A 13,042-nucleotide genomic window follows, 5' to 3' on the forward strand; every position below is an offset into this window, starting at 1 on the left:
CAGATAGACAAAAACGGGACCAACCCCGAGGTTGGTCCCGTTCTGTCTACCACATGAGCTGCCGGACTTAGGCTGCGAGACGGCTCTTTACCTCGGCCAGTGAGGGGTTGGTGGCGGCGGTGCCGTCCGGGAAGAGCACGGTAGGGACGGTCTGGTTGCCGCCGTTGAGCTGTTCCACGAGTTCGGCGKTACCCTCCACCTCTTCGATGTTGATTTCCGTGTAGCCGATGCCCTGCGCGTCCAGCTGCTTCTTCAGCCGGTTGCAGTAGCCGCACCAGGTGGTGGAAAACATGGTGATGGTGCCGTTCTCGGGGGTAAAGTCCACGGAGCTCTCCTGAATTCGTTGCGGGGGTTCGTTCTCCTCAACGGTAACCCGGGGCAGGCTATTCCCGGGGGCAGAGGCTGCGGATGACGGCACCGGCTGACAAGGCATAACGGTGATGACATGCTGGAGCCATGTGTGGACGCTACGTGATGGCCCGGGCCGTGGGTGACCTGCTGGCCGATTTTGACGCCCGGCTCGAGGAAGAAGTGCATCTTCCGCCGTCATGGAACGTGGCGCCAACGGATGATGTGCCCATTGTCCTGGAACGGCTCATTGAGGATGAAACGGTCCGGCAGCTGCATCTGGCCCGCTGGGGCCTGGTGCCCTCGTGGGCGAAGGATCCGGGCATTGGCGCCAAGATGATCAACGCCCGGAGCGAGAGCGTGTTGGAGAAGCCTGCGTTCCGCAAGGCCGTGAAGTCACGTCGCTGTGCTGTACCCGCTGACGGGTACTACGAATGGAAGCAGGGGACAGGCAAGGTCAAGCAGCCTTACTATGTCCATCCGGGATCTGACAGTGGTCTGGTGTTTGCGGGCCTGTACGAGTGGTGGAAGGACCCGACCAAGGCCGACGGCGATCCCGGCCGCTGGATGCTGTCCACGTCCATCCTGACAGCGGACACCCCGCCGCCGGGTACCGAGTCCACGGTGTTCGGCAAGCTGACGGAACTGCATGACCGGGTGCCGCTGCCCATGGACCGGGCGACTATGGCATCGTGGCTTGACCCGCGGATCGACGACGCCGCCTTCCTCGTGGATCTTGTCCGCGCCCATGTTAAGGACGTTGCCGCCGACTGGCACGTGGATTCTGTGGGCCGGGAGGTGGGAAACGTGCGCAACAATTCCCCGGAGCTCATCCGGCCCGTGGAGGCCTTGTTCTAGACGGCGATTTGTCTAATGTGGTGACGGTGCCCTAGACGGTCACGCTGCCGTCGTTGTCCACTGCCCAGGTGGGGTTGTACGCAATCTCCCAGCGGAAGCCGTCCGGATCGGCAAAATAGCCGCTGTACCCGCCCCAGGGCTGGGTGACGGGCGCAGCCACGATCTCAGCGCCGGCGGCCCGGGCTTCGGCCATCACCCGGTCCACATCCTCCGTGCTGGGAAGGTTGTGGCTGAGGGTGATGCACGGCACCGGTCCGGGCACCCCTACACCGGCTTCGGCGTGCATCTGCCCGGCATCCCAGAGGGAGAGGACCAGTCCGTGGTTGACCTGGATGAACACCACATCGCCGGGGTGTTCACGGTGCACTGGCCAGCCGAGACCTTCGGCATAGAAGCGGCGGGAAGCGTCAACGCTGCGAACGCCTAGTGAGATGAAGTCGACTCTGGGCTGCATGCTTCGATACTGTCAGAAGATGGCAACAATTCAAGGAAACGATCGGGAAGCTTTGGCCGACAAGGAACAGCTCGCTGCCGTTCGGATTGCGGTCGACGAAGTTGACGAACAGATTGTCACGCTTATTGCCCGGCGTGAACGCCTGATCCGGATCGCCGGAACCCTGAAGGGGGACGACGCTGAAGTCCGCGCCCCGGGCCGGGTGGAGCGGGTGATTGAGCACGTTCGCGGAGCCGCGGAAAAGAGGGACATTGATCCGGACATCGTGGAATCCACGTACCGGGCCATGATCTCGGGGTTTATCGACCTTGAGATGAAGGTCCACAAAGAAAACAGCTGAAGCTAGAGCGCCTCTTCGACGGCGACGCCGGACTGGAATTCCCGGCCGTCGGCCTCGCTGAACGCCGTCATGTAGTGCCCTTTGCCCAGGCCTTGAATGGCTGCCATGGGAAAGTTGCCGGTGATGGTGTTTCCCGAATGGGTCACCCCGGAAAGATCATAGTTTTCCTCGGCGGTCTGGTCATGGCAGAACGAGTAGAAGGCGATGGCCTCCCCGTTCAAGAATTCAATGCCCAGCCGTCTTTGGGAAGAATGGTCAGGGCTCGACGCCACAAGTCCCACAACGTACGCACCCGCCCCCGGTATATTGCCCTCGATATCAAAGTTGGCCACGAGCGTGTTGTCCTGGGCTTTGATGCTTACGTGCTTGAGGAGTGCGTCATGGGAGCTCATGCCATAATCCTGCCCCCAGCCGTCCCGTCCGTCCACCCCTGTCTAGGTTTTGCCGGGGCACCGTCGTAGACTGGATTTATTCGAACATGTATTCGAATATCCTGCTTTTGCGTCAGTAGCTCGCATCAGCCCAATTCAGTTCGGGAGGCGCCCATGGGCATGTTCAGCGAGTCCGTGGACGTCGACTGCACCGCTTCCGGCCAACCGGTGAAACTCCAATGGGGCGGGCGGCATTACACGGTGTGCGCCGAACCTGTGCGGTGGTACGAGCGCCGGCAGTGGTGGGCTGAGGAGCGTCGGGCGCCCTTGGGCAGCGGCCCGGGCCTGGTGGACCACGAGATCTGGCGCGTCCAGGTCCGGTTGGACCCGCAGGATACCGGGGAAGCGCTCACGCTGGACCTTTCCCGGCATCTCGGCAGCGGCCGCTGGAGGCTGCTGCGGATCCACGACGCACTCCAGCCACGAACAGCATGAGCTTCACCCACCTCCACGTTTCCACCGCCTTCAGCGCGCACTACGGGGTTTCCTGGCCTGAGGAGCTCGCCCAGGTTGCGGCGGCGGACGGCGCGTCAGCGCTCGCGTGCACGGACCGCGACGGCCTGTACGGCACCATCAAACACCTCAAAGCATGCATGGCTGCGGGCATCGATCCCCTTGTGGGAGTGGACCTCGCGGTCTTCGACGACGACGGCGATCACCGCACCCAGATCGCGGGCCGGGTCGTAGTGCTTGCCCGCGGACACAACAACGGGGCGGGCTACCGCGCCCTGTGCCGGCTGGTGTCCGATGCCCATGCCCGCACCTCAGGAAAAGCCGGGGGAGCGGTGCCCGTGGCGGTCACCCGCGCCGAACTCGCCTCCCGGACCCTTGACCCCCAGACGCTCAAGCCGGTCCTGACCGTCCTGATCGGCCCTGATTCCGACGTCGGACGGGCCATGGGCGGCAGGCGCTACCTGCGCCCACGCACTCTCTTCAAACGCTGGCTGGAAGCCATGCCCGCCGGGAGCCTGGTGGCAGAAGTCGTTTCCCAGCTCACCACCCCTGGAAAGCCCCTGAGTACCGCCCACGCAGTCCGCATGCTCAAACTCGCCGAAGAGCACCATGTCCCGGCAGTCCTCACCAACGCTGTCCGCTATTGCGCCGAGGACGGCGCCGCCACGGCGGACGTGCTCGACTCCGCCCGGACCCTGAAGTCCCTGCCGGAGCTTGCGGCAGAACCCTTACTCCAACCCAACGGGCAAGCGTGGCTCAAATCAGCCGGGCAAATGCTTCAGCTGGGCCAGGAAATCATTCGCGCCGCAGGGTATGGCACCGCTGACCTCAAACAACTGATGGCACAAACTGAGGCGCTCGCCGACTACTGCCGGATAGACCCGGTGAGTGACATGGGCTGGAAACAGCCCGTGGTTCCGGAGGCATCGGTCATCGGCATCAGCCAGGACCCGCACCTTGAACTGGTGCAACGTTGTGAAGCAGGGATAGGGAGGCGGTTCCCTGGCATCACCGGCCCGGCACACAAGGAGATGCGCTCGCGGCTGGAGCACGAGCTGGGGATCATCCGGAACCTCGGATTTTCCTCCTATTTCCTGACGGTGGCGGAAGTTTCCCGCATGATCCTGGACATGGGGGTGCGGGCAGCCGCCCGCGGTTCCGGCGCCTCCAGCCTGGTCAACTACCTGATCGATGTCAGCCAGGTGGACCCGCTGCAGCATGACCTGATCTTCGAACGCTTCCTGTCCCGGGACCGGGCAACGCTGCCGGATATCGACATCGACGTCGAAAGCGCCGAACGGCACAACGTGTACCGGAAAATCTTTGACCGGTTTGGTGCTGAACGGGTCACCCTGATGAGCATGCAAAACGGGTACCGGGCACGCGGCGCGGTCCGGGATGCCGGTATGGCATTGGGCATGGATGATGACGACGTCGGGGAGATCGCCAAACRGCTGTGGCGTTTTTCAGCCCGGAAATTCCGTGAAGCCCTGGTTGAAAAACCTGAACTGCGGGAATTCGCCGGGCGGGTGGAACAGCGTGGCTTCGCCGAAAACCAGCAGCTTGACCTGCTGGTGGACCTCACCGAACGCCTCGACAGGCTGCCCCGCCATATTTCCATGCACCCCTGTGGTGTGATTCTTGGCGATGCAACGCTGCTTGACCGGACGCCTGTCCAGCCCAGCGGGCTGGGGCTGCCTATGAGCCAGTTCGACAAACACGACATGGATCCCATGGGCATGCTCAAACTGGATGTGCTGGGGGTCAGGATGCAGAGCGCGATGGCTTTCGCCATCCGGGAAGTCATCCGGATCCATCCGTCGAAAGCGGAAGTGGTGGTGGCCGGTACCCATCCTGCGGGGCCTGATGGGTCCGGGCCCGATTACATCGCGGAGAACGGCCACATCGACCTCAACGCTGTCCCGCTCGATGATGAGCCCACCTTCGAGCTGATCCGCAGCACCCACACCCTGGGCTGCTTCCAGATTGAGTCGCCTGGCCAGCGTGAGTTGATCGGCAAGATGGCCCCGCGTGAGTTCAACGACCTCATCATCGACATTTCGCTGTTCCGGCCGGGACCCATGAAATCGGACATGGTGCGGCCTTTCCTGGAACACCGGCACGGTTTCGCGCCGGAAGTCTATCCGCACCCTGACCTGAAACCCGTGCTGCAGGAAACACACGGCGTCACCGTCTTCCACGAACAGATCCTGAAAACCTTTGATGTCATGACCGGCTGCGGGCTGGCGCGTGCGGATGAGTTCCGGCGGGCCCTTGGCGATGAGGTCCTGGAGCTGAAAGTGGAAGAGTTCTTCCGTCGGGAGGCGCGTATCAAGGGGTATTCACCGGAAGTGGTGGACAACGTCTGGGGGACCCTGAAAGCGTTTGGAAGCTTTGGTTTCTGCAAGGCGCACGGTGCGGCCTTTGCCGTTCCCACCTATCAGTCCGCCTGGTTGAAAGCGCACCATCCCGAGGCGTTCCTTGCCGGGCTGTGGGAGCACGATCCCGGCATGTATCCCAAACGGCTGCTGGTGGCTGAGGCCCGGCGGCTGGGTATCCCCATCCTCCCGCTGGACATCAACCGCAGCCAGGCCGAGTACCGGGTGGAGCGGGTGGCGGACGGCGCGGATGCCGGCAAGCTGGGGATCAGGCTGAGCCTCAACGGCATCTATGGCCTCTCCGGGGCCGAGCTTAAGCGGATTGTTGCCGGCCAGCCCTACGACTCCCTTGCTGATCTCAGGGCCCGGTCCCGGCTGAGCAGGCCCAGCATCAAAAGGCTCGCGCAGCTGGGAGCCTTTGATGCCCTGCACCGGGAGTCGGGCGGCGCTGCAAACCGCGCGGACCTCGTCCAGCATCTGCAGAAACTCCAAGCGACAGGGGGCACCCGGAAAGGCCTGGACATTATGGAAGGGCAGCTGGCCTTGCCGCTGGGGGATGTGGAACTGCGGAACGTTAAACCCGGGCTTCCTGCCCCAACCCTGGTGGACAATGTCCGGGCAGAACTTGACCTGATGGCCATTGATGTCAGCGGGCACCTCATGGACAGCCACCGGCCGATGCTGGACAGGCTGGGCGTCACCACTGCCGACAAGCTGCTCGGCCTGCGCAACGGCACAGAAGTATTGGTGGCCGGCGTTCGCATTGCCACCCAGACCCCGCCGATGCGCGGCGGGCGGCGGGTGGTGTTCATCAGCATCGATGACGGCACGGGCTGCATCGATTCCGTGTTCTTCCACGAAGCACAGGAACAGGCGGGACTGCTGCTGTTCGGCACACGGTTGCTGCTCATCCGCGGCACCACGCGGAGGACAGGTCCACGGGGAATCAGCCTGAGCGCCAGCATGGCCTGGGACCTGAGCCGCGTGGACACCCTGCCGTTCCCTGGAAACCAGCGGGAGGATGCCGATGTGCCGCATCCCCTGGACGGGATCAGCCGAAGCCTTGCCATCACCGGAATGGGCGGCTGAGCCCCATCCCGGGTGCCCGCAATGTCCGCCCGGGCCAGCGGGTCCCGTTGGTCGGCCTCCGGCGAAACCGATAGCATTGACGGTGGCTGGCTGTGGTCCCCGTATGCCGCAAGCTATGAAGCCTAAAACTTTGAATAGGAGACACCCGTGTCAGATGCCCAGCAGATCACCCTCATCGTCGATGGCGAAGAGACAAAGGTGACTACCGGGACAACCGGTGCGGAACTCTTCTTTGAGCGCCGCGACGTTGTTGTTGCCCGCGTTAACGGCGAGCTGAAGGACCTGGACCAGGAGCTGACCGACGGTGCCGAGATCGAAGGCGTCACCATCGATTCCCCGGACGGCCTGAAAGTACTCCGACACTCAACCGCCCACGTGATGGCCCAGGCCGTGCAGCAGCTGCGCCCCGACGCCAAGCTCGGCATCGGCCCGTACATCACCGACGGCTTCTACTTCGACTTCGACGTTGCCGAGCCCTTCACTCCAGAGGACCTCAAAACCCTCGAAAAGATGATGCTGAAGATCGTCAACCAAAACCAGAAGTTCGTCCGCCGCGTGGTTAGTGAAGATGAAGCCCGCGAGGCCATGAAGAACGAGCCCTACAAGGTCGAACTCCTGGGAAAGAAGAACGAGGCCGCCGAGGCGGGCGAAGGCGTCAACGTGGAGGTCGGCGCCGGCGACATCACCATCTACGACAATGTGGAGCGCAAGGAAGGTACCACGGTCTGGTGCGACCTGTGCCGCGGCCCGCACCTGCCCAACACCAAGCTCATCTCCAACGCGTTCGCCCTGACCCGGTCCTCGTCAGCGTACTGGCTGGGAAACCAGAAGAACCAGCAGCTCCAGCGCATCTACGGCACGGCGTGGCCAACCAAGGACGCCCTGAAGGCCTACCAGGAACGTATCGCGGAAGCGGAGCGGCGCGACCACCGCAAGCTCGGCGTCGAACTTGACCTCTTCTCCTTCCCCGACGAGCTGGGCTCCGGCCTGCCCGTGTTCCACCCCAAGGGCGGAATCATCCGCAAGGAGATGGAGGACTACTCACGGCAGCGCCACGTCGAGGCCGGGTATGAGTTCGTCTACACCCCGCACATCACCAAGGGCCACCTGTACGAAGTCTCGGGCCACCTTGACTGGTACAAGGACGGCATGTTCCCGGCCATGCACGTGGACGCCGAGCTGAACGAGGACGGCACCGTCCGCAAACCCGGCCAGGATTACTACCTGAAGCCGATGAACTGCCCCATGCACAACCTGATTTTCCGCGCACGCGGACGGTCCTACCGGGAACTGCCSCTGCGGCTCTTCGAATTCGGCGCCGTCTACCGGTACGAAAAGTCCGGTGTGGTGCACGGCCTGACCCGCGTCCGCGGCATGACCCAGGATGACGCCCACATCTACTGCACCCGCGAGCAGATGAAGGGCGAACTCACTAAAACCCTGACCTTCGTGCTTGACCTGCTGAAGGACTACGGCCTGAACGACTTCTACCTGGAGCTCTCCACCAAGGATCCGGAGAAGTTTGTCGGCGAGGACGCCGCCTGGGATGAGGCCACCAGGACCCTTGCCGAAGTGGCCGAGGAATCCGGACTTGAACTGGTCGCCGATCCGGGTGGAGCTGCGTTCTATGGTCCGAAGATTTCCGTCCAGGCGAAGGACGCCCTGGGCCGCACCTGGCAGATGTCCACCATCCAGCTGGACTTCAACCTCCCGGAACGCTTCGAACTGGAATTCCAGGCGGCCGATGGCACCCGCCAGCGGCCCGTGATGATCCACCGCGCGCTCTTCGGCTCCATTGAACGGTTCATGGGCGTTCTCACCGAGCACTACGCCGGCGCCTTCCCGGCGTGGCTTTCCCCTGTCCAGGTGGTGGGCATCCCGGTGGCCGAAACATTCAACGAATACATGTTCGACGTCGTGGACCAGCTCAAGGCGGCTGGCATCCGCGCCGAGGTGGATACGTCGTCGGACAGGTTCCCCAAGAAGATCCGCACCGCCAGCAAGGACAAGATCCCCTTTGTCCTGATCGCCGGCGGCGACGACGCCGAAGCCGGCGCCGTGTCCTTCCGGTTCCGCGACGGCAGCCAGGACAACGGCGTGCCCGTGGCCGAGGCCGTCAAACGGATCACGGAAGCCGTCCGTAACCGGACCAGCTAGCGGAAACGGAACAGACCACGGTGCAGGAAAACACAGGCGCAGGATATCCAGGGGATGCTGGCGTGACCGATGACTTTGATCTCGCGGGCGTCCCGGACGCATTCCAGCGCCTGTGGACTCCGCACCGGATGGCCTACATCAAGGGCGGCCAGCACCAGTTCAAGAACGAAAACGACTGCCCCTTCTGTCTGGGCCCGGGACGGACCGACGAGGAAGCCCTCATCGTCCACCGCGGGAAGACCTGCTACGTGGTCCTCAACCTGTTTCCCTACAACCCTGGCCACCTCCTGGTGTGCCCCTACCGGCATATCCCGGACTACACGGACCTCACCACAGAGGAGACCGCAGAGTTCGCCGAGATCAGCCAGACGGCCATGAGGGTCCTGCGGAAGGTTTCCAACCCGGGCGGATTCAACCTTGGCATGAACCAGGGCGTGGTGGGTGGCGCCGGAATCGCAGCCCACCTGCACCAGCACATTGTTCCGCGGTGGGGTGGTGACGGGAACTTCTTCCCGATCATTGCCCAGACCAAAGCAATTACGCAGACCCTGGACGAGGTCCGCCAGCTGGTTGCCGAGGCCTGGCCCGGGGAGACGGATGCTGAATAGGCACGCGCGCGGGTTCTTCACCGCGCTTTTCACCCCGCTTGCCCGTTGGCTCCTGAAGATGGGTGTTTCCCCTGACGCGGTGACAGTCGTCGGCACCGCCGGCGTGGTGGTGGGAGCCTTGGTCTTCTACCCGCTGGGACAGCTTTGGTGGGGCACCCTGTTCATCACCGCGTTCATCTTCTCGGACGTGCTCGATGGCATTATGGCCCGCATGCGGGATACCGGCGGCCGGTGGGGCAACTTCCTGGACTCCACTCTGGACCGGATCGCGGACGGCGCCCTGTTTGCGGGCGTGGCCATCTGGTTCTTCACCGGGGGAGCGGACTATGCGATCGCCGTCGCGGCCATGCTCTGCCTCGTTCTGGGCATGGTGGTCTCGTACGCGCGGTCCAAGGCCGAGTCACTTGGCTTCACCGCAAACGTCGGCATCGCCGAGCGCGCCGAGAGGCTGGTATCGGTGCTGGTGGTCACCGGATTCACAGGTTTGGGGTTGCCCACGGTGGTCCTGCTGGTGACGCTCGGGCTGCTGGCACTGGCCAGTCTCGTCACGATTTGCCAGCGTATTGTGACCGTCCATCGGCAGGCCTTTGCGGAGTCCGCGGCTTCGGATTAAGCGTGATTAAGCCCACCGCCTGCCGGGGGACTAGTATTATCACTGCCCGGTCAATGGATCCGGCAACCCGGTGCGTGTACTTTCGGCTTCTTGCCGCCCTCACGTCCGGCGAAGATCATCTATCTACCCATAGGGGTTTTTGTGTCTACACCTGATGTAAGCAGCGAAGCCGGTTCGTCCGCGAACAGCGTCACGGGCAGCAACCGCGTCAAGCGCGGCATGGCTGAGATGCTCAAGGGCGGCGTCATCATGGACGTCGTCAACGTTGAACAGGCCCGCATCGCCGAAGATGCCGGTGCCGTTGCAGTGATGGCGCTGGAACGCGTTCCGGCCGACATCCGTGCCCAGGGCGGCGTGTCCCGCATGTCCGATCCGGACATGATCGACAAGATCATCGACGCCGTGTCCGTGCCGGTTATGGCCAAGGCCCGGATCGGCCACTTCGTCGAAGCCCAGGTCCTGCAGTCCYTSGGYGTGGACTACATTGACGAGTCCGAGGTCCTGACCCCGGCGGACTACGTCCACCACATCGACAAGTGGAACTTCAAGGTTCCCTTCGTCTGTGGTGCCACCAACCTCGGTGAGGCACTGCGCCGCATCAACGAGGGCGCGGCCATGATCCGCTCCAAGGGCGAGGCCGGCACCGGCGATGTTTCCAACGCCACCGGGCACATGCGCCAGATCCGCGCGGAGATCGCCAAGCTCGCAGCCCTTCCCGAGGACGAGCTCTACGTCGCCGCCAAGGAACTGCAGGCCCCGTACGACCTGGTCAAGGAAGTTGCCGCCGCCGGCAAGCTCCCCGTGGTGCTGTTCACCGCGGGCGGCATCGCTACCCCGGCCGACGCCGCCATGATGATGCAGCTCGGCGCCGACGGCGTGTTCGTCGGTTCCGGCATCTTCAAGTCCGGTAACCCCGCCCAGCGCGCCGCTGCCGTGGTCAAGGCCACCACCTTCTTCGATGACCCCGACGTCATCGCCAAGGCCTCCCGCGGCCTGGGCGAAGCCATGGTCGGCATCAACGTGGAAGAGATCCCGCAGCCGCACCGCCTGGCCGAGCGCGGCTGGTAACTCGCGCCTTTGGTGCTAGGAGCGGCGTCATCCTCGGCGCGCTATTCCCTGCGCCCTGTTGGCACCTTTTATAGCCGCTAAGGGCGCGGGGGCCCTTTTACGCGCGCTGCCGGATAACGCCGCCCCTCGCCTTTCCGCTCCTGAGTACGATGGCGGCGGGTCACCTTTGTGGGTGACCCGCCGCCGTCGTTCGTTAAGAGATTTTTACTCCAGGCCGCGGCGCTTGAGCAGGGGCTCGAGTTCTGCGTCGCGTCCACGGAGGGTGCGGAAGGATTCCAGCGGATCCCGGCTGTTGCCGCGGGACAGCAGCTCGTTGCGGAACCGTTCGCCGTTGGTCCGGTTCAGGCCGCCGTTCTCGCTGAACCAGTCAACGGTTTCAGCATCCAAGACTTCACTCCAAATGTAGGAATAGTAGCCGGCCGCATAGCCGTCGCCGGCAAAGATGTGCTGGAAATAGCCCGTGCGGTAGCGCGGCGGAATCAGGGCGTGGGCGACTCCCGCCGCGGCCAACGATTTGGCCTCGAAGGCCAGCACATCGTCCGGGACTGCCGCTTCGTCCAGCACGTGCCACGCCAGGTCAAGCAGCGCGGCGCCCAGGTACTCGGTCGTCGCGAAGCCCTCGCCCCACAGCCGCGCCTCGCTAAGCCGATCCACCACGTCCTGGGGGAGCGGCTCGCCCGTTGTGTGGTGCCGGGCATAATTGGCCAGGACCTCGGGCCACAGGATCCACATCTCGTTGACCTGCGACGGGTACTCCACGAAGTCCCGGGGGACCGCAGTTCCGGAGAACCGCGGATACGTCACGTTGGAAAACAAGCCGTGGAGGGCGTGTCCGAACTCGTGGAAGGTGGTGCGAAGTTCGTCCAGCGTCAGGAGTGTGGGCTCGCCTGCCGGCGGCTTGGAGATGTTGAGGTTGTTGATCACCACGGGCCGGGTGCCGAGCAGTTCCGACTGGTCCACGAGCGAGTTCATCCAGGCGCCGCCCCGTTTGGATTCACGGGTGTAGTAGTCACCGAGGAACAGCCCGAGTCCCGTTCCGTCCGGGTTCCGGACTTCCCAGACACGGACGTCCGGGTGGTAACCGGCCAGGTCGGCACGTTCATGGAAGGTGATGCCGAAGAGGGATGTGGCGGCGAAGAAGACACCGTCCCGGAGGACGCGATCCAGCTCGAAATAGGGGCGGAGCGCCTGCTCGTCCACAGCGTATTCTTCCCGGCGCACTTTGGCGGAGTAAAACGCCCAGTCCCAGGCCTCCAGGGGATGCCCGGCGATCTCGGCCAGGGCAGCAGCCTCGGCGTCCGCATTGCGGACTGCGGCGGGGGCAAGCCTGTTCAACATGGACTGGACGGCCTCAAAGTCGGGGGCCGTCTGGCGGTCCACCACTAATTCGGCATAGTTCGCGAAACCAAGAAGTAACGCCTTTTCAGCGCGAAGCCGGGCCATTGAGGTCACCAGGTCCAGGACATCCAGGCTGCCGCCGTCGCTGCCCCTGCCGGTGGAGGCCTCAAACAGCCGGCGGCGGACATTACGGTCTTCGAGGGCGGCCATAGCGGGCTGGTTGCTGGGCTGGATCAGTGTCAGCAGGAATTTGCCGTCATGGCCGGCGGTGCGGGCGGCCTCTGCGGCGCTGGCGATATCGTCCGCCGGCAGGCCGGTCAGCTCCTCTGCGCCATCGAGCAGCAGGGCCGCCGACTTTATGCCCTCCTTGACCCGCTGTCCAAACTCCGTGCCAAGTTTGGACAGTTCGGCATTGATGCCCTTCAACCGGTCCTGCCCCGGCTGATCGAGCTGGATCCCGGATTGGCGGAACTCCTTCAGGTACTCCTCCACGAGCCGGACGGACTCAGGGTCGAGTCCGGAGGTGTCGATTGCGGTGAACCGGTCGAACAGCGCACGGTTGAGGTAGACCTCGTCCTGGTGGGCGGAAAATCGAGGTGAAAGTTCGGTTTCGAGGTCAAGGATCTCCTCCGATGCGTCGGCCGAGACAAGGGTGAAGAAGGACGCAGCCGCCCGCTGGAGCAGCTGGCCGGCCCCCTCCATGGCCACGGCCGTGTTCTCGAACGTCGCAGCCGCAGGGTTGTCCACGATCGCCTGGATTTCGGCCAGATGTTCCGCAAGGCCTGCGGCGACGGCCTGGGCGTAATCTGCGGGTCCGATGTTGGCAAACGGCGGCAACCCGTAGGGCAGCGAGCTGGGGCTGAGGAGGGGATTCGTCATCACGCTAACCTTTCACACCGGCCCGTGC

General features: G+C 63.8%; 12 protein-coding genes. 8 read left to right on the top strand and 4 right to left on the bottom strand.

Annotated features, from left to right (window positions below):
• Nucleotides 1-67 precede the first annotated feature (67 nt).
• A complete protein-coding gene (locus tag AC1DIM_RS02485; protein WP_477708910.1) occupies nucleotides 68-325 on the bottom strand; it encodes a mycoredoxin in 258 nt (85 codons plus the stop codon).
• A 131-nt stretch (nucleotides 326-456) separates the two neighbouring features.
• Here AC1DIM_RS02485 and AC1DIM_RS02490 point away from each other — a divergent pair, with 131 nt between their 5' ends.
• Entirely contained in the window at nucleotides 457-1,206 is a 750-nt protein-coding gene (locus AC1DIM_RS02490; RefSeq protein WP_477708911.1) for an SOS response-associated peptidase, read from the top strand.
• A 31-nt stretch (nucleotides 1,207-1,237) separates the two neighbouring features.
• On the opposite strand, the gene AC1DIM_RS02495 is transcribed toward AC1DIM_RS02490, so the two are convergent.
• On the bottom strand, nucleotides 1,238-1,660 hold the full coding sequence (locus tag AC1DIM_RS02495; protein WP_477708912.1) for a VOC family protein: 423 nt from the start codon (nucleotides 1,658-1,660) through the stop codon (nucleotides 1,238-1,240).
• Nucleotides 1,661-1,679: 19 nt separating this feature from the next.
• On the opposite strand from AC1DIM_RS02495, the gene AC1DIM_RS02500 reads away from it, so the two are divergent.
• Nucleotides 1,680-2,000: a chorismate mutase gene (locus AC1DIM_RS02500; protein ID WP_477708913.1), complete on the top strand. Its 321-nt coding sequence runs from the start codon at nucleotides 1,680-1,682 to the stop codon at nucleotides 1,998-2,000.
• Nucleotides 2,001-2,002: 2 nt separating this feature from the next.
• On the opposite strand, the gene AC1DIM_RS02505 is transcribed toward AC1DIM_RS02500, so the two are convergent.
• Nucleotides 2,003-2,392 carry a hypothetical protein gene (locus AC1DIM_RS02505; RefSeq protein ID WP_477708914.1) on the bottom strand — a complete coding sequence of 130 codons (390 nt, stop codon included), beginning with the start codon at nucleotides 2,390-2,392 and terminating at the stop codon, nucleotides 2,003-2,005.
• Between the two features lie 153 nt (nucleotides 2,393-2,545).
• Between AC1DIM_RS02505 and AC1DIM_RS02510 the strand changes: the two genes are divergently transcribed.
• The 6 genes from AC1DIM_RS02510 to pdxS all read left to right on the top strand — a co-directional run bounded on the left by AC1DIM_RS02510 (nucleotide 2,546) and on the right by pdxS (nucleotide 10,797).
• Entirely contained in the window at nucleotides 2,546-2,866 is a 321-nt protein-coding gene (locus AC1DIM_RS02510; RefSeq protein ID WP_477708915.1) for a DUF6504 family protein, read from the top strand.
• Nucleotides 2,863-6,351 (top strand): DNA polymerase III subunit alpha, encoded by a 3,489-nt coding sequence (locus AC1DIM_RS02515; protein ID WP_477708916.1) that lies wholly within the window; start codon nucleotides 2,863-2,865, stop codon nucleotides 6,349-6,351. Before AC1DIM_RS02510 ends, AC1DIM_RS02515 begins: the two co-directional genes overlap by 4 nt.
• A gap of 147 nt (nucleotides 6,352-6,498) precedes the next feature.
• Nucleotides 6,499-8,508 (top strand): threonine--tRNA ligase, encoded by a 2,010-nt coding sequence (gene thrS / locus AC1DIM_RS02520; RefSeq protein WP_477708917.1) that lies wholly within the window; start codon nucleotides 6,499-6,501, stop codon nucleotides 8,506-8,508.
• Between the two features lie 20 nt (nucleotides 8,509-8,528).
• Nucleotides 8,529-9,116: an HIT family protein gene (locus AC1DIM_RS02525; protein ID WP_477708918.1), complete on the top strand. Its 588-nt coding sequence runs from the start codon at nucleotides 8,529-8,531 to the stop codon at nucleotides 9,114-9,116.
• Complete coding sequence (gene pgsA, locus AC1DIM_RS02530; RefSeq protein ID WP_477708919.1) at nucleotides 9,106-9,729, top strand: phosphatidylinositol phosphate synthase; 624 nt, start codon at nucleotides 9,106-9,108, stop codon at nucleotides 9,727-9,729. The genes AC1DIM_RS02525 and pgsA overlap by 11 nt, the downstream gene beginning before the upstream one ends.
• A gap of 141 nt (nucleotides 9,730-9,870) precedes the next feature.
• A complete protein-coding gene (pdxS, locus tag AC1DIM_RS02535; RefSeq protein WP_477708920.1) occupies nucleotides 9,871-10,797 on the top strand; it encodes a pyridoxal 5'-phosphate synthase lyase subunit PdxS in 927 nt (308 codons plus the stop codon).
• A 204-nt stretch (nucleotides 10,798-11,001) separates the two neighbouring features.
• Here the strand turns inward: pdxS and AC1DIM_RS02540 are convergent, their stop codons facing one another.
• A complete protein-coding gene (locus tag AC1DIM_RS02540) occupies nucleotides 11,002-13,014 on the bottom strand; it encodes a M3 family metallopeptidase (RefSeq protein ID WP_477708921.1) in 2,013 nt (670 codons plus the stop codon).
• Nucleotides 13,015-13,042: the final 28 nt, after the last annotated feature.

Source organism: Pseudarthrobacter sp. 01T43, from assembly GCF_056398665.1.